The sequence below is a fragment of the Paenibacillus sp. FSL L8-0708 genome, assembly GCF_038009325.1.
Classification (GTDB): domain Bacteria; phylum Bacillota; class Bacilli; order Paenibacillales; family Paenibacillaceae; genus Paenibacillus_AQ; species Paenibacillus_AQ odorifer.
Genome location: NZ_JBBPBC010000001.1, coordinates 3,361,694 through 3,378,673, shown reverse-complemented (window position 1 = coordinate 3,378,673; position 16,980 = coordinate 3,361,694). Strand labels below are relative to the sequence as shown.

Genomic DNA, 16,980 nt, shown 5'->3' with positions numbered 1-16,980 from the left:
CACTCGATTTACCCCGTTCTTCACTTCAAGTAAACTATTAATTCCATTTATCCGATATTATGTATAGATATTCCTAACAAAAATCATCATAGCCAGTATCATGATACGAAAGTAGGTTGTACGTTTGAGTCAGTCTATCCTTGATATTCCACTATTTAAAGATATTAATGTAACAGATATCCAATTTGTATTATCCAAGTTTAATGAACGAAGATTCGCTAAGAATTGTGTAATATTTCACCAAGGAGACCCAGGAATCGAGATGTATGTAATAAAATCCGGTTCACTAAAGATCTTCCGTGAAGTGGAAGGAAAAGAACTCATTCTTGGCCATCAATTCCCCGGAGAAACTATTGGCGAACTCGAGGTAGTACATAGTAATAACTCCCGCTTAGCATCTGTAGCAACCCTTGAGAAGACAGTTTTATGGGCAATCCACAAATTCGATCTGGAAGATTTGATGGATCACTATCCACAAATCCTTCGTAGGCTCTTCTACGTCGTGAGCGAAAGATTAGACCAGGCAGACCGTAAGATCGCATACTTAGCATTCCTCTCAAGTAAAATCAGGATCGCAAACTTACTACTAGACCTCCACTCAAACTTTGGAGTAGAGGTAAATGAAGGATATCTGATCAACTGGAAGACTACCCATCAGCACATGGCCTATATGATTGGTGTAGGTAGAGAATCTGTAACAATAGCTCTAAATGAATTACAAAGCAAACAAATCATTTCAGTACATGACAAATACATAACGATAAATGACCTCGTTGCACTAAAACAATTGGCAAATGACGAACAAGATTGTAAAGGTAGAGAATGGCATCCCTCATATAGATATAATATCAATTAATGGTATTAATTTCTGTATACTAGCACACAGAATTTTTGTGATTTTTAACACATATCAAGGTATTGGCTGAGGATCAGTATTCCTCAGCCAGTAAAACTGTTGTTACACTGCGATCCCTTTCTGTAACAACGAAGACACTCTTCTCCCAAATTCCAGAGTACGTGCTGACGATTCGTTCACCATTTGCAATAGCCCATTGATTAAGTCTCTCATCCATCTCTGATACATTCCCGTAATTACCATGACTATGCAGGCTGATGACATACACGACACCGAAATCACCAACCATTTCCATAGCTCCTGGTGTTACTACTATTTTTCCAAGTTCAAATAATTGCTCCATTGGTTACCCCCTGTTAATGTTATACCGCATCATAACTCAACAGATTTTATCAGCACAAGTATTCCTGTAATCATACTCATCTATGGTTAGAGTTGTTCTACGAATCCAAAGTATGGGGTAGAACTCCCTTCAACCAAGGATCTTATCACCGTTTAATTGTTAAAGATTGTATCGTGCATTTAGCGGAAATTGTGTATCCAAGGTTGAACCTTCGCACTTTTCACTAGACATGTTAATCATTCAAGGTGGACTTCTCGTAGTCCGGAGATATACTTTTGGCCTCAAAAGGTAGCGGTCTTTACAAAAAGCGAAAAGTAAGAACTGGCAAGTTAACCTAGTACTAGCAACACTAGTTAGCAATACTATGCCTAGTACAGTTCACCCCTTCCACTAAAGGGGCAATAGTATGCCCTTAACCAGGGGAGATGGAGGAATAAAAGATTTTAATTATTTTATCTTTGTCACCTTTATTTCTTCCTCTGTCACCTCACGTCACAATTGTGGCAGTCCGGCTCCCTCCTTCTCTACGGCTCTAAGCTTTCTTTTTGTCACGCTGTCACCTCTCCACCTCTCTCTTTTAGTACTATTTATTGCGTTGCCCTGTCATTCATAGTTTCACTTTGTTTCTGTCAGGTGACAGTATGACCAAACTCGCCCTATCACTCCCTCGCAAAGTTACCTATTCGCTGTCACCTCAGTAACAAAAGGCGACAATCAACAAGAGCAAGGTACGCCCAAGTGACTGCCGCCGTTTTGTTTATTGTTATTTAAGTATTCACCACAGTGACAAAAATCTAAGGCTAAATCTCTCCTAGCTCAACAGGAGGATCTTCTTCTTGTTTTAATTCTCTGATTAACTCTTCTGCTGCTTGTTTTATGTTAGCATCGCTTTGAAGGTCCTCTACGAATCCAAACATGTCCTTTACTTCTTCCCAATTGAATGCTGTATATCGCCCATCCGCGGCACGATATCCATACGGAGCTAGCACAATTCCCTGACCATTATTCGTTTGTGTACTCTCGAAACGACCCTTCATTATTGGAGCTAACATCTTCTCTTCGTACTTATTTTTCACACCTATATTGTCTAATGTTTTAATTGCATTTGGTATTTTAACCAACAATACCTTTCTACCACGTACCTCTGCTTTCTTTTCACCATCTTTTCCATACACATCTTTCTTATCCTCAGATGGTTGGTATACCATGATTGTTTTGCTGATCCCAAAAACTTTACCTTTATCATTTCCATGAGTACTACCATACCAAGCTAAATCTTCTAAGAAACGCCAAAGGTCGTCAGATTTATCTCCCAAAGTGACTTCAGCGTGTTCAGTGATTGTATCTACGACATTATAGATCTCGTCATTCGAATAATGACAATCCAAACTATGTTCATCAGCTAACTTCTTGAAGTAATATAACCCTAAAGAAACAACTGCATAGTTTACAATTTCTCGTTCCTTGAGCTGCGGATATTTCTCAGCAATTTTAACCTTTGAAGTTTCATAAATCTCCAAGATCTGCTCTTTATTTTGGTTAGTGCACCAAATAAGATAACCCGCCCAAAACATTTTATCTTCTGCACTATTAAGTAGATGGTAAGTATCTTTAGCTATTTTAGATTCTTTGGATTTGAGGTAATTCACATCGACATAAACAGGAATTACTCGTTCAGCAATGGCTTGATCAGATGTTGCCATTTGACCAAGAATAATTATTGGATTTCTATAATCAAAACGTCTTGTACTATAATCTTTTCTACCTTTCGCATAATACCCACGATTGTATGACTCCCTTAAAAAGTTCCCTACTGAATTTCGTTGCGAAAGATGCCATTCATGTGGACGAAATTCATCAAAAGCAACTGGAATATGATAGCTTGTCCCTACAGCCTGATTATTTGCGAACTGCGTTCCGAAGTTTGCTATTTCCGGCTGAGTACCATATCCAAGATAAGGTAACAGTGTACTTATAACCCCTGTTTTACCACCCCCATTTACACCACTTATCATTAAATGTGGGAATCCACTAACATGAGCATCGACTCTAACCACCGTCTCGAATGGTATTGACATCATCCATCCTAAAATTGTTAACATCGTAGATCGTTTGTGCAAATTCAATACATTTTCCACAAGCAATGGCAACGTCTTGTTCTTCCATAAATCCTTTTTGTACAACATACCAGCTAATTTCATAACTTCGTTTACACTTATAACCTCATCACGAACATATACCAGATCGAGCACTTCTTGACCAGACTTGTCATAGACCCCCCGTGGAGTGACCACCACATCACCTGACTCCATACGCTTAATTCCAATATAGTTAATTCCAACACGTTCAATTGAAGCAACTTCGAAGAACAGATATTCACCCAAAAGTGAAATTTCAGAATCACTTCCATATAAAAATGTTCCATGAATCTTTAAATCACGAAGTGCCTCTCGTAAAGTCATAACTGTATTAAATTGATAACTTCGGAGTGTAACCTCTGAGTTAATAGTACGTCCTGTTTTACGATGAGTACAATTGATTTCAAACACGCCATATCCTTCAGTTGTTAAGCGTTCTTCAAGTGACTCTGTCTCATATGTTACGATGTACTTAGGGCGGATCGTAAAATTAGTAATCCGTTTGCTCCCTTTATCTCTAATTACATACATTCCATCCGATTTCTCAAAAATAGGTGATTGAGTGCTATTAAGTTTATTCTTTACTGGTCGACTAAGTTCTTTCTTTACCTTTTCGTAGATTCGCTTCATTTGAGCGTATGTCTTCCCAGGATATAATGCCTGACTGTATACTAGATCATACCCATTAATGATATTTTGAACGAACTCATCTTTCTCATCTTCTTCGAGTTCTCCGCATTCGACTAACCAATCAGTATATATTGTAGAAAATTCTCGAATCTTTTCAGAATCGTGCGTATGATAAATTCGTTTTCTAATTCCTCCATCTGTTGCTGATTTAGATATAATAAATTTTTTAAAAAGTTCTGGAGTATCAACAGTTGCTTTATCAATTGTTTCTAAGTCTAAGCTCATCGCCAAATCATAAATACTCATAGAAACCCTCCTCATAAATTATAGTTCGCTGACTGCAAATTCCGTTTGATACTTCATCAAGCGTTTATGTCCAAGAATTTAAAGCTTCTCTGCGTATGCTCTCGTTTGCCTGTTCGAACGATTTTGAAGCCAAACTTTCAATTTATGCTTCTCAAACCAAACTCCCCCATCTGGAAGTTTTGTGAAATCTAATCCTTGTTGCCGCCAAATTAATACAAGTCTTCTACTAATTCCAAGTAGTTGAACCACTTCATTCTGATTAATAGCATCATTCAGTAGGACTGGCTTCTTTCTTAAGGGATACGTTTCATTTTGGTTGTTATCCAACCACGCATTGGCCTCATGAACAACAAATCTATACGGACCTCGTGGCGTTGTCTTCTCCTTAGGGAAATCTGGGTGCTTAGCTATAATTCTCACAAGAGAAGCATGACTGTAACCTAGCTCTTTACTTAGAGATTTAACCCCATATACGATTCCCAAAATATCACCCTCCACATAGGGAATACACACTCCCAGTAGTTAATACTCGATTCTATAACTGGGAGTCTCCCATGGACAAGATATAGGAGGGTGGATTTTATGATAATGATTAAGGTAAGTCCCGGTCGTAATGCAGAAAAACTAAAACTTCATTACGACTGGATTTCAACTATTTAACTTTAGAGTTCCAGTAACTTGCTCCTTTCTCCAACCCCTTAATGAAAGTTGTTCCATACTTCTGAATCGCTTGTTCTATGATTATAGGATTCAAATGATCAAATGTCCCAGCACCGAGAAGTCCTGAAACATAGATTTTGAATTCTGGGTGCCGCTTACTACGTGCGCTAGCTATACTTCTGAGATAAAGCGCGTACAATCGTGCTTCAAAACCAACAAGATTATTCAAGCTATCGCCTTCATGCTTTAATGTTTCTAAAGCGTTATGCCCCAATATTCCGGCTACGGCTTCTATCCATCTACTCTTTTTATGACCATTGAAAAAGCCACCTCGCAAGTCATCGAATTCAGCTTTCTCAACAGCTACTTTAACCTGCTCGGGCATACTTGGGTATAAATAATTCCGAAGAAATTCCGGTTGTGCCTGATCAATGATGATTTGTGACTGACGGCTAGTGTCTTCTCCAGTGGCAAAGATAAGAGCAAATACACTCCCTTCAATAACACTCTGTACTCGTTCATCAACCCATTCATCTGCTTCATCTGAATTAACTTTCCAATTTCGTGGTATATAATCGTAAATATCCGTCATAACTCCAGCTACCTGCTCAATAGGGAAGAAATACCGCAGCCCAATCTTCTAGAACTGCCAAGGGTATTCGATACTTCTTACAAGCCTGATTAATTGTTATTAACATGTAATTTCCTCCTGATATAGTTTTATTTAACACTAATCTCTATTGAAAGTCGTAAGCATCTTGCTTACTCAACTTCGGGTAACCCTGCTAATGCCGGTTCCGGTACCTTCCTTTCTTCTTGATGTCTGCATTACCTGCTATAACCCCTTCGATTGTCAAGTTTACATAACATTAAATGATTCTTTAGCCCAACCCATGTTCTCTTGAAAAAGCATTTTATAACTTATTGGCATGTTCTTTGGTTCGTTCATCTTTCTGCTCAAGTAACCATTCCTTCACTCTATCTAGATCAATCCATACGGTTCCATCAGGCATCTTCTCCGATGGTAGCCCACGATTCCTCCAAACTGAGATTAGTCGAGTGCTAACGATTAGTTTCTTTGCAAGCTTGGTCTGTTGGAGGGCATTTGAAGGAATTTCTTGCTTCTTTGCAGTCAATCGGTGTGCTGCCCACCATTTCTCACAAACATTGACATCGAATTCATATATACCAGGATATTGCTTACGTGATCTTGGCTTGTAATCCCTCTTGCGGAATCTCGATTGCCGCAAACTTATTCCAGTTCGCAGGGCCCGTGCGAACTGTTAGCATTAGAATAACGCATATCAATAGAACTCGCTGATGATGGGATCACAATCCATTTCCTTTCTTATTTTCCCAATTAAATCTAGTGTTCTACCGTCACTGCTCACAGGGGAGTTCAGAAGGGTATTGACAAAATCGGGGTAGCTTTTCGAAGGAGTTTCCAAATTTAATTTCCGCATAAATCGTTGTTCCGTCTGAATAACACCCTATTTGCTCACTATTTCAGACTTTCTCTTCTATCTAGTATTTCCATGGTATTATTGCCCATTAGGCTAACATTATATTGTTAGCATAATTCAACAAGCTGCAAACAATAGAGCTTGCAGTGCTCAACAGCATTTCGTACTTAATAGTACATGAGGGTTCAACCAAAACTTAAAAAGCTGATTGACCAGAAATTTTCAACCTGATAGAATAAAATTTTCCAAATTCAGAAAGGAGATTGGTCGTTATGGATTTTAAATTAAAAGAGGGAGAGAACTGGGACGATTTCATCGTCCGAACCATTGAAAGAAAAGACCGTAATTTGGTTGAAATAATCGAGCTAGTCGCTTTGGATAACAATTTAACAAATGTGGATTCCAGTAAGTCGATTGCTTTAGCTGACAAAGATGAGCTATTTGTCTATATCACTCATGATAATGACCAGTTGTTCGAACAAACTTACCCTAAGGATCAAACGGAAATAAAAGATATACTTGATCGAGCAAGTAGAATGATTGCAGACAACATGCGCGATAGTGTAGAACGTTTGCGATGTTTAGATCAATATTAGAACCCTGAACCTATCGGGGAACACGGGGGGCGCCACCCACTGCCAGAAATTTCAAAGCTAACTGCCGCACTTAGTAAGGTTGGCATTAACAGAGATAGTATTGTCGTTGCTTATGATGATCAAGGTGGTGCCTACGCTTCCCGTCTGTGGTGGATGCTTAAATATTTGGGGCATGAACGTGTGTTTGTAATGGATGAAGGCTACTCTGCTTGGAAAAAAGCATCCTTCCCCGTCAGTGATCATCAAGCGGTTCGGATTCCTAGCCAGTATGAAGCAGATGTTCAGAAGAAGATGCTTACTAGCATGGAAGATGTGCAAAATGTAGTTAACGCCGGTGGCGCACTATTGATTGATTCCCGCGAGTCCCGTCGCTATGAAGGTTTGGAAGAACCGATTGATCCGAAGGCAGGTCATATTCCTGGGGCGATCAATAAGTTCTGGAAGGATGTTCTCGATGAGCAAGGGCGCTGGAAATCAACTGAGGTGCTGAAAGAGCATTATGAAGGAATTGATCCTGAGCAAGAGGTTATTGTGTACTGCGGTTCAGGTGTAAGTGCTTGCCCTAATGTGCTCGCGCTAGGCAAAGCCGGGTACAAGAATGTTAAGCTGTATGCGGGAAGCTGGAGTGATTGGATTTCATATGAGGAGAATCCGGTGGCTACTGGAGGAGAGTAAAATACAAGAGCCCGCGTCCGACGCGGGCTCTTGTATTTATGAGTAACTCCGATAGATAGCTAAAATCAACAAATCAAAACTCAAGTCAACAGTTAGCTAACTTTAACTACGTCTTTTATGCTGTTTAGATCGGTCAAATCCTTTCCCAATGCGCTTTCTAGCTGATTATTCCCTCTGTTTACTCCTTTTCAATGTTTGGAGAAATTATTCTAAAAATCGCTGATCCGCAGCTGATTCTCCGCGTCCAACAGCTCGAATTGATTTCGATTAAACCGGATCAGCCCGTCCTGTGCCATTCGCTGCAGCTCTCTGGACAAGGCGCTGCGGTCAACAGTCAAATAATCAGCCAGGTCGCTGCGGGTAAACGGAATTTCAAAACAGGCGGAATTGTTTTTTTTGGTCTGGAGGGCCAAATAATGCAGGATACGGTCCCGCAGCGATTTGTGGGAGACCAGATCCAGCTTTTGATAGATAGACCGGTTGTTCTCAAGCAGCAGGGCCAACATATTCTCAATGATCCGTCCCCTTAAATGGCAAGTGTCCTGGCCGGGCCGGACGATTTTATTTATTTTGATAAACAAAATCCGGCATTCCGATCCCGCCACCGCTTCATAGCCGCTGTGCTCTTGAACAAGGCGAAGCGCCGTTTCGCCAAAAATTTCTCCATCCCCGAGTTCCGAGAAAATAAATCTCATGCCTGAGATATTATCTTTGCACAGCAAAACATTGCCATGGATAATAATGCCCACCGAATCCAGAATATCGTCTTTTCTAAAAACAACCTCCTTCCGCGCAAAATCCTTGATTGTGCCCTGCAGGCAGCTCAGTGCTTGCTGCACCTCCCGGTCCGCGAATCCCTTAAACAAAGTGGTGCTCTGTATCCTGCTCAGATATTTCTGCAATTTTCTCAGCCTCCTGTTGCCATGGCAACAGAGTCATGATGAATACTCTGCTACAATAAAATAAATGAGAATAATTCTCATTAGTCATTCTCATTATATCAAATTGCAGGAATCATTCAATCAAGCAATTTGGAAATAATCAAAATACTGTACTTTGAACAGGGGGATCGTATGAGTGGAATTACAGCAGGCAAGGTATTTTTCTTAACAGATATGATCAGCGTCAAGCCGCACCGGATTGCGAGCCGAACGCTGTCATTGCCCATAGCTGCAGCCGAAACAGCGGCACAACCGGAATGGGTATTGTATGCCATGGATCAGGAGGAGACTATCAGTTCGGAGACCTCCCCCAAATCTAAAATCATCCATGTGCTGGAAGGCGAGCTTCATCTGCTGGTGGCGGAAGAGCCGTATCAATTGACATCCGGCGCATCCGTTATCGTCCCAGCGGGCACTTGGCATGATTATTCCGCCCACAGCAGCTGCAAATTTTTGCAAATCAGTATATAAAACGGAGGTATTCAAAATGGAAACAGGTTTATTTATTAAAAAACTGCCGCAATCCGCAGTCATAGATTTGAAAGACATCATCACAATAGAGGAACAGCAGGTTTCCAGTCTGACCCTTGTACAGCGGCCAAATCTGGCAATGACCTTGCTTTCGCTGGATAAAGGCTCGTCGATTGGGGGCCATTCTTCCCCGGGCGATGCCATGGTCAACATTTTGTCCGGGCAAGCGGAAATTACAATTGGAGAAGACAACTACACAGTTCATGCCGGGGAGACCCTAGTTATGCCGGCCAATATTCCGCATGCCCTATACGCAACAGAGGCGTTTCAGATGCTTCTGGTTGTAGTCAAGCCGGATAAGTAATGGGGTGAATGCGATGAAAAAGGAAGTAGGCCATAATTTTTTGGCGCGGCTGGGAAAAAAACGTTTGCGGCCCGGCGGCGTTGCAGCAACCAACTGGCTGATCCAGCAAGCCAATCTGAGTACGGACAGCCAGGTTTTGGAGGTAGCCTGCAATATGTGCACCACCTCCATTCAACTGGCCGGGAAATACCACTGTCAAATTACCGGCATTGATATGGACCCGCGGGCGCTGGAAAAAGCAAACCGAAATATTAAAAATGCCAATCTGGAAAACTATATCCATGTCCGGCAAGGCAATGCGATGAAGCTCCCTTTTGAGAATGAGAGCTTTGACGTTATCATTAATGAAGCCATGCTCACGATGCTTAACCAGCCTGCGAAGGAAAAGGCAGTCGCCGAATACTATCGGGTACTAAAGCCTGGCGGCATTCTGCTAACACATGATATTACCTTTGCCAAGGAAAATATGGAAGAACATCTAGCCGAGCTTCGCCGCACCATTCACATCAATGTCGAGCCGCTGTCTGTTGGGCATTGGGCGGGATTGTTCCACTCCGCAGGCTTTAAGCAAGTAGACAATGCTACCGGTCCCATGTCCTTAATGAGTATCAATGGACTCATTCGCGATGAAGGGGTTATCGGGGCGCTGCGTATTGTGAAAAACGGGCTCAAGAAAGAGAACCGGGAACAGTTCAAAAAGATGTATACCTTTTTTAATACGACGGGTAAAGATCTGAATTATATTGCCGTTTGCAGCAGCAAAAAATAGTTGGGCGCAGGCCTATCATGTCTTATGATAGGTTTTTATTTTCACTGTAATTGAGAATAATTATCAATAAAATTCATCAACATTACCATCTAGCTGTCAAAATAACCGCTTGAAAGGGACTCACGATGAAAGCTAAATCTGTTTATGCCTTGTGCCTCAGTTTACTGTTAAGTTTATTTTTTATGTTAAGTGCCTGTTCGCAACAAAAAAATGAAAATTCGCCCAAATCCGCCGCTCCCTCCGCTGGCCCGGCAGAAATACTGAATATCACGGTCGGCGGCCCTCCTTCTCCGCCTTCTCTGCCTATTCTGAGGCTAATTGAATCCAAGGCGTTGGGAGAATCGGTCAACATCGAGTTCAAAACCTGGGAGTCCATCGACACGCTGACCGCGCTGGCTAAGGACAATCAAGTAAGCTTCTTAGCTCTGCCGCTGAACAATGCCGTCGTGATGTATAACAAGGGAATGGATCTTTCCTTGATGAATGTGAATACCTGGTCAGTGATGAGCATGATTACAACAGATCCGTCCATCCAGAGCTGGGCGGATCTTAAAGGAAAAACGCTGTATGTGCCTATGAAATCCTCGCCTGTCGATTATATTACGCAGACCTTTTTGAAGCATAACGGACTGGAGCCAGGGAAAGACATCACATTGCATTACACCCAGCTGGCTGAAGGAGCTCAGCTGTTGTTATCCGGCAAGGCCTCCACAATTGTGAGCATTCAGCCGCAAATTACCGCGATTCAAATGAAAAATGATCAGGTGCGCTCGATCGTGGATTACAAAAAGGAATGGCAGCAGGTTACCAAATTAAACACCGATCTGCCCAACGCCGGACTCGCAACCAAGCAGTCAGTAATTGCCAGCCAGCCGGAACTGGTCGCCCGCTTCCAGGAAGAATATCAAAAAGCGCTGCAATGGACGCTGGACAACCCCAAAGAGGCGGCTCAGTTGGCCAACAAGTATTTCAAGCTGGATGCCGGTGTGGTTGAGAAAGCGATTCCGCATATGGCGCTGGATTTCGCCTCCGCTTCCGAGAGCAAAGAGGTTCTGTCAACGTATTACCAGACGCTGATGAATTACAGCAAGGACAGCATTGGAGGCAAGCTTCCCGATGAAAAGTTCTATTATCAGCCTAAGTAAAAAAGCCATATCCCTGTTGGGCATTGCCTTGCTGTGGCAGCTTGGAGCTATGCAGATGGACCCTTTTGTCCTGCCTGGCCCGCTGGAGACGATGCGCACGGTCCTGAGCTATTTCGGTGATCCGGAATTTTATTATGCAGTTTATCGCACGCTGCTCAAGCTGCTGATCGGCATGGTCTGCGTTCTGCTGCTGGGCGGCTGTCTGGGGCTGCTGCTTGGACTTTATCCGCGTTGGAAGCCTTATCTGGAACCTGTCATCGATATAATGCAATCCGTGCCGCCGATCGCCTGGCTGGGCATCGCGATCATTTGGTTTGGGCTTACGGATCTGCCTGCAATTTTTATTATCGTGTTGTCCACTACACCGGTTTTGGTGGTCAATCTGTACGAGGGATTTGCGGCGATCGATGGCAAATTGATGCGGATGGCCAAGGTCTATCATGTGCCCGGCAATAAGATTCTCCGGCATATTATATTGCCTTCGCTCAAAAGCTATCTGAAATCGGGCATGATCACCTCAGCGGACTGGGCTGGAAGCTGGCCGTAATGGCGGAGCTGTTGACCTCCGTCGACGGGATCGGCAGCCTGCTGTCCGATGCCAGAACAAATCTGGAGACCGATCGCGTGTTTGCCCTGGCATTGTTTATGGCTATTTTCTGGAATGTGATCAAATCTTGCATTACATTTCTGTTCCGCAGCAGGGTAAGCCTGCCGACGCATTTGAATAAATAAGGGTGGGGCTTATGCTTATTACACTACAAGAAGTTTCCAAGCACTATTCGGGAGTTCCTGTCCTGGAAAAAATCAGTCTTAAAATCCAGATGCCAAAAATAATTTGCATTCTAGGCCCTTCAGGTGCGGGAAAGACAACGTTGCTGAATATCCTGTCACAGTCCGAAAGCGCCGATTCCGGCAGGGTCACTGTGCATCCAGAGCTAAAGCTGTCCTATGTCTTTCAAGAGGATTGTTTGCTGCCGTGGTCTACAGTTGGTGAGAATATCAGCTTTGTTAAGGAGGCTTCTCCGACCTCTGCGTCGGAAATCGAAGCATTTTTGGAAGAGGTCGGGCTTGCTGCCTACAAGAATCATTATCCTCATCAGCTGTCAGGAGGCATGCGGCAGCGCTGCTCCATTGCCCGCGCTTTTTATCACGGCGGAAATATGCTGCTGATGGACGAGCCTTTTCACTCCCTGGACTATCATCTGCGGTTTGATTTAGTTCAGAAATTAATCGTATTGTGGGAGCGCAAGAAATGTGCCATCGTTTTTGTTACGCATGATATTGATGAAGCCCTGCTGTTGGGTGATGAAATTATGATCTTGTCCCGACATCCGGGCAGGATTGTAAAAATAATTGAAATTGATACTCCACAGCGCAGCCGTTCGCTGAAAGAGCTGAGCCTGCTGAAGATTCGCGCCGAAATTCTGGAGCAGCTGCTGACGGCACAGTAATTGCCTGAATGATGCAGAGCATTTCAAAAACAGGTATATAGAAAACGCGAGTCTGGGCGGCATTGCCCTGAACTCGCGTTTTTGTGCTAAGTGATTCGGTTATGTATTTCTAGCGCCTATTTTGCCGGGTATCGTTTCAACTGCTGCTCAAACACGGTATTATAGTAAAATTTTCGCGGATAGGTATCCTCCTTCAACACCTTGTAAAGCACGGATTGACCTTCTTCATAACGGACCGCAAATTCACATTCATCATAAAAACGCCGGGACAGCTCACGGATATTGTCTTTCTCGGACGAACAGCGCCATCCGAAATAAATCATGTCTAGCTGGTCCAGCGGATCACGGTAAGTGTCGAGGACAATACAAGCGTTTGGTTGCTCTGGATTGCTGTAAACGAGCACATGTCCGGTGTGAACAGGGTTGGCAAAAAAATGTTCATAAATCTCAGCAACGGGTACTGTAATACCCAATTGATCCATGATGATCTGAAAATTCGGGTGCGGAATATAGGTATCACTCTGCTCATCCGGGTACTCCACCAATTCTGTAATGGATGCCATGACCCCAAATTCATACTTCATATAAACATCCTTCCTGTTGATTGCTTGAAAAATATCCCTATGCTTGCTATGATAACAAAATTATTAGGATGAGAGGCGATTTTCATGAAAAAAAAGCTGCGTTCTATCACGCTCAGGGAACTGGAATACAGCTATATATTGGGCATGAGAATCCATGACGAACGGAGTCTGCTTGAATTAAAGATTTATCATAAAAATGTAAAGCTCCACCCCCTCCGCATCCAACTCCTAACATGGGATGATCCTATTGCCGGTTGTCCGCTAAATACAGGCTATCTGCTGCAAAACCATAAAAAGGGTTTTGAAGATGTCTATAATCTAAATCATCCACAGCGTATCCGCGAATGGATCGAATATGGAACGGCTAAAGGCTGGGACGGCACCCGGACAATAGAGATCATAAATGGATTGGATGCTATGCAGGAAATGGGCTATGATATTACTTCATTGCGCACCTCTATATAATCAGTCGAAAACCTGTTCCAGTGCTTGCGGATAATAAGGGCTGATAATTTTATAGGCATTCAAGTGAGGATTGCTTAAATCATTATCATAAATGATCATATGCTGTCTGCTTTTTAAAATAATATCAAATCGTTGCTTGCAGTCAGCCTGAACTATCGTAATATAATAACTGAAGTTTTTGTCAGAACTGACATTTCGGGCCGATTTCATTAATTGAACATGAGAGAAATCAGCAAAAATCCGCTCAATAACAGCAGGATCAGTAATAATGATGTCTTTCTTTTCACCGGGAACTGAAGACAATCGCGAGATTTCTAGAGAGGCGATTTCTTCCAAACGGATGGTATTGGCTACGATTCGTTTAAACGAAGTATAGCGGCTTGCTGTATAGGCCATCAAAGAGACACCTACCCCTGTCAGAAGCGCACCGACAAGCATATATTTTCTATTTTTATCCATTTGCCCATTCCTCCCAGTAATACGATTAAGTAAACTACAATTATAAAACTATATAGACACCGGTGCAAATTCAGAAACATAAAGTTCAAACGGTACAAAAGGGCGGTGAGCTCCTAATCCTCAAGCTCGTCCAGCTTCGCTTCCAATTCAGCCAGCTTACGATTCGCTTGATCCAATATTTCTTGAAGCTCTGCAGCTTCTGCTCGTTTTATTTCTTTTTTAACTGCCTTAATCTGCTGCTCCAAATAAAGAATATCGGCTTCATTTCCTGAGTTGTTCCAGATCTGTGAGTAAGTCATAGTCAGCCTCCGTTTATCTATGTCGACGATTCAATCATAACACGCATTCCACTTCTTCAGATTAATCGATGCTACTCTTGGAGTCTAGCTAATCAACAAAAAACAATGACCGATTACTATTCTATATTCAACCCTCTTTACTTTATAAACAAAATAAAGAAGCAGCGAGTTCCTCCTCTGCTTCTTTGTTGCGGATTAACCTGAGATCTCATTTATTTAGCCAGCAGTTTAGGGAACTCATCCAGCAGCATGCTGCTGGTCAACATATCGTCATAATTCCATTTAGTCTCCACAAAAGTAACTTTTCCGCTCTTTACAGCAGGGAGCGAGCTCCACAACGCAGTTTTCATTAACTCATTAAAGGAATTTTCCGCATCAGCATTGGCCGGATAGATGACAAACAAATGGTCACCAATAAGCATCTTATGCATTAGCTCAGGGGAGACCTCAATATAGGGTGCACCTTCTGCCGGCTCGATTTCCTTCACTGCCTCGGACATTTTGTAGCCCTGCGGCTGATACAGCAGTGCAGGAATACCACCAGTTTTCATCAAATACATTGTCTTGTTCCAATAATAAATCAGCACTACCGCTGTTTCTCCTTCGGCAAGTTTGCCTTCCTGACGCAATCCGCTCCACATATTCTCGGCCTTGCGATTATATTCGGACAACAGTTGCTCTGCTTCAGCCTTTTTACCCACTATCTCACCAATGACAGGCAGACGCTCAGACAAGGGTTTACTCTGGTCAAATACAACAGTAGGTGATATTTTGGACACTTCTTCATATTGTTTGTCCATCACATAACCCAGCATTGTCAAATCCGGTTCCAGATCCAAAACAAGTTCCAGATTTGTAGGAAATCCAATATCCTGTGCCGGGGTTGTCTCCTTATCCAAATAGACTGATTCTTCAATAAACCGGCGGTCGACACCGACCGGCTGAATCCCGAGTGCCAGCAGGTCTCCGATCGAATTACCTTGCAGCACAATCCGCTGTGGACGCTCTGGAATATCAACCTCATGCCCCTGACTGTCTTTATATACTCTTGTAGATTTTGAATTGGCGGCTGAGTCCGGTGGACTTGTCTCTGTTTGCACAGAGGATACCGGACTAGGGCCAGCATTCACAGAATTAACAGGACTGTTCCCTGAAGAACAAGCACTAAGCATTAAAACCAGACATAACAGCATCGCTGCTCCCATTGACATTTTTGTATTTCTAACCATCGGTAAATCCCCTTTTCTTCTATATTGATAATGATTATCATGATCATTAACAATATAACTTGGCTCAGCCCATCCTGCATTAGACAATCTTAGCCTGATTTTAGGACGATCTGATCCTTTGGCAGAGCCTAGGGCCAATGACTTAAAATTACCCGGAGTCACACCGGTTGTTTTCTTGAAAATACGGATGAAATAGGACAGGTCCGTGTACCCCACTCCGGCGGCAACCTCCTGCAATGATGCATCGGTATTTAGCAGCAGTTCCTGCGCCTTATCTATTCGCGTCCGAATAAGAAAATCAATCAGACTGGTACCCGTCTTGCTTTTGAACTGCTTCGCCACATAGGCCACACTATAATTAAGCTGCTCTGCAATAGAGGATAAGGTAATAGGCTGACTGTAATATTCTCGTATGTATCGAACTGCTTGCTCCACCAGATCCGGCTTGACGGGATAGACTCCATATGCCTGTCTCTGCCGCTCAACTTCGTAGACAAATTGATAAAGCATTGCTTTGATCTGAATCCGTTCAAGTGAACTTGAGTCCAGCCATTTCCGGTGCATCTCCTTTACTTGAGACAGCAAAGCCACTGGAGCATTCGGAGCAAATTCATATTGTTTTTGAAAAGGACTGTTTCTTTCAAAAAGTCTGCGTACACCTGATCCGGACGTTAGCGAAAGCGAGGCTTTATAGAAAATAAAATAAAACTCCATTTCCTCCCTGACCCAATCAATATCCAGTTGCCCTCCCTTTCCGCTGTGTAGGATATGAAAACGTTCTGCAGCATGTTTATTTCCATTGAGCCGAAAAACCGCGTTGCCGCGAACCATATATAAAAAACCTGCAGCCGGGAACCTATAGGAGGTCAGCTTGTCTCCTGCCTTGAACAACATATGGCGAATATCAATCAGCCGGATATGTGCATAATCCCAGAGCATCAAATTATCATCAGCATTTAAAATCTTTACTCGCCTCCTTCCTATCGGAAGTATAATTGATAATCATTATCAACCGCAAGAGCTGGAAGCAATCTACAAACAAGAAGTCTGATAAAGGCAGTTAAGCATCACCTAAAAAAACAACAATTCGCCTCTAATCAGTAGCTGCAATGTGCCAAGCTACAGGCTAATTGTTA

General features: G+C 42.7%; 20 protein-coding genes and 1 pseudogene. 11 read left to right on the top strand and 10 right to left on the bottom strand.

Annotated elements, in window-relative coordinates; translation table 11 throughout:
- Positions 1 to 124 precede the first annotated feature (124 nt).
- Entirely contained in the window at positions 125 to 856 is a 732-nt protein-coding gene (locus NYE58_RS15940; protein ID WP_341002302.1) for a Crp/Fnr family transcriptional regulator, read from the top strand.
- Between the two features lie 73 nt (positions 857 to 929).
- Here NYE58_RS15940 and NYE58_RS15935 read toward each other — a convergent pair whose 3' ends face one another.
- The 5 genes from NYE58_RS15935 to NYE58_RS15915 all read right to left on the bottom strand — a co-directional run bounded on the left by NYE58_RS15935 (position 930) and on the right by NYE58_RS15915 (position 6,069).
- Positions 930 to 1,199: a hypothetical protein gene (locus NYE58_RS15935; RefSeq protein ID WP_341002300.1), complete on the bottom strand. Its 270-nt coding sequence runs from the start codon at positions 1,197 to 1,199 to the stop codon at positions 930 to 932.
- Between the two features lie 800 nt (positions 1,200 to 1,999).
- The gene (locus NYE58_RS15930) at positions 2,000 to 4,273 is read right to left on the bottom strand and encodes a hypothetical protein (protein ID WP_341002299.1); all 2,274 of its coding nucleotides are present in this window, start codon (positions 4,271 to 4,273) and stop codon (positions 2,000 to 2,002) included.
- 78 nt (positions 4,274 to 4,351) lie between these two features.
- Positions 4,352 to 4,756 carry a hypothetical protein gene (locus NYE58_RS15925; RefSeq protein WP_341002297.1) on the bottom strand — a complete coding sequence of 135 codons (405 nt, stop codon included), beginning with the start codon at positions 4,754 to 4,756 and terminating at the stop codon, positions 4,352 to 4,354.
- A 169-nt stretch (positions 4,757 to 4,925) separates the two neighbouring features.
- Positions 4,926 to 5,525, bottom strand: coding sequence for a hypothetical protein (locus tag NYE58_RS15920; protein WP_341002296.1), 600 nt, complete (start codon positions 5,523 to 5,525; stop codon positions 4,926 to 4,928).
- Between the two features lie 322 nt (positions 5,526 to 5,847).
- Entirely contained in the window at positions 5,848 to 6,069 is a 222-nt protein-coding gene (locus NYE58_RS15915; RefSeq protein ID WP_341002294.1) for a hypothetical protein, read from the bottom strand.
- Positions 6,070 to 6,668: 599 nt separating this feature from the next.
- Between NYE58_RS15915 and NYE58_RS15910 the strand changes: the two genes are divergently transcribed.
- Positions 6,669 to 6,992, top strand: coding sequence for a hypothetical protein (locus NYE58_RS15910; protein ID WP_341002293.1), 324 nt, complete (start codon positions 6,669 to 6,671; stop codon positions 6,990 to 6,992).
- A 9-nt stretch (positions 6,993 to 7,001) separates the two neighbouring features.
- Positions 7,002 to 7,667, top strand: a pseudogene (locus NYE58_RS15905) (sulfurtransferase); the annotation flags it as partial.
- A gap of 209 nt (positions 7,668 to 7,876) precedes the next feature.
- Here the strand turns inward: NYE58_RS15905 and NYE58_RS15900 are convergent.
- Positions 7,877 to 8,569 (bottom strand): Crp/Fnr family transcriptional regulator, encoded by a 693-nt coding sequence (locus NYE58_RS15900; RefSeq protein ID WP_076126085.1) that lies wholly within the window; start codon positions 8,567 to 8,569, stop codon positions 7,877 to 7,879.
- 171 nt (positions 8,570 to 8,740) lie between these two features.
- Between NYE58_RS15900 and NYE58_RS15895 the strand changes: the two genes are divergently transcribed.
- The 7 genes from NYE58_RS15895 to NYE58_RS15865 all read left to right on the top strand — a co-directional run bounded on the left by NYE58_RS15895 (position 8,741) and on the right by NYE58_RS15865 (position 12,808).
- Entirely contained in the window at positions 8,741 to 9,079 is a 339-nt protein-coding gene (locus tag NYE58_RS15895; RefSeq protein ID WP_341002292.1) for a cupin domain-containing protein, read from the top strand.
- A gap of 16 nt (positions 9,080 to 9,095) precedes the next feature.
- Positions 9,096 to 9,443, top strand: a complete 348-nt coding sequence (locus tag NYE58_RS15890) for a cupin domain-containing protein (RefSeq protein WP_076275796.1) — start codon at positions 9,096 to 9,098, stop codon at positions 9,441 to 9,443.
- A gap of 13 nt (positions 9,444 to 9,456) precedes the next feature.
- Positions 9,457 to 10,212 (top strand): class I SAM-dependent methyltransferase, encoded by a 756-nt coding sequence (locus NYE58_RS15885; RefSeq protein WP_076275797.1) that lies wholly within the window; start codon positions 9,457 to 9,459, stop codon positions 10,210 to 10,212.
- 125 nt (positions 10,213 to 10,337) lie between these two features.
- Entirely contained in the window at positions 10,338 to 11,357 is a 1,020-nt protein-coding gene (locus tag NYE58_RS15880) for an ABC transporter substrate-binding protein (protein ID WP_076275798.1), read from the top strand.
- A complete protein-coding gene (locus NYE58_RS15875; protein WP_341002290.1) occupies positions 11,329 to 11,904 on the top strand; it encodes an ABC transporter permease in 576 nt (191 codons plus the stop codon). The genes NYE58_RS15880 and NYE58_RS15875 overlap by 29 nt, the downstream gene beginning before the upstream one ends.
- On the top strand, positions 11,904 to 12,089 hold the full coding sequence (locus NYE58_RS15870) for a hypothetical protein (RefSeq protein ID WP_341002289.1): 186 nt from the start codon (positions 11,904 to 11,906) through the stop codon (positions 12,087 to 12,089). Before NYE58_RS15875 ends, NYE58_RS15870 begins: the two co-directional genes overlap by 1 nt.
- An 11-nt stretch (positions 12,090 to 12,100) precedes the next feature.
- Positions 12,101 to 12,808, top strand: a complete 708-nt coding sequence (locus NYE58_RS15865) for an ABC transporter ATP-binding protein (protein ID WP_341002288.1) — start codon at positions 12,101 to 12,103, stop codon at positions 12,806 to 12,808.
- 116 nt (positions 12,809 to 12,924) lie between these two features.
- Here NYE58_RS15865 and NYE58_RS15860 read toward each other — a convergent pair whose 3' ends face one another.
- Entirely contained in the window at positions 12,925 to 13,392 is a 468-nt protein-coding gene (locus tag NYE58_RS15860; RefSeq protein ID WP_076126071.1) for a hypothetical protein, read from the bottom strand.
- Between the two features lie 84 nt (positions 13,393 to 13,476).
- On the opposite strand from NYE58_RS15860, the gene NYE58_RS15855 reads away from it, so the two are divergent.
- The gene (locus tag NYE58_RS15855) at positions 13,477 to 13,857 is read left to right on the top strand and encodes a hypothetical protein (protein WP_076126069.1); all 381 of its coding nucleotides are present in this window, start codon (positions 13,477 to 13,479) and stop codon (positions 13,855 to 13,857) included.
- On the opposite strand, the gene NYE58_RS15850 is transcribed toward NYE58_RS15855, so the two are convergent.
- From NYE58_RS15850 to NYE58_RS15840, 3 genes are all read right to left on the bottom strand, one after another.
- Positions 13,858 to 14,316: a hypothetical protein gene (locus NYE58_RS15850; RefSeq protein WP_076126068.1), complete on the bottom strand. Its 459-nt coding sequence runs from the start codon at positions 14,314 to 14,316 to the stop codon at positions 13,858 to 13,860.
- 113 nt (positions 14,317 to 14,429) lie between these two features.
- Positions 14,430 to 14,615, bottom strand: a complete 186-nt coding sequence (locus NYE58_RS15845; protein WP_076126066.1) for a hypothetical protein — start codon at positions 14,613 to 14,615, stop codon at positions 14,430 to 14,432.
- A 212-nt stretch (positions 14,616 to 14,827) separates the two neighbouring features.
- Complete coding sequence (locus tag NYE58_RS15840) at positions 14,828 to 16,783, bottom strand: AraC family transcriptional regulator (protein WP_341002287.1); 1,956 nt, start codon at positions 16,781 to 16,783, stop codon at positions 14,828 to 14,830.
- Positions 16,784 to 16,980 lie beyond the last annotated feature (197 nt).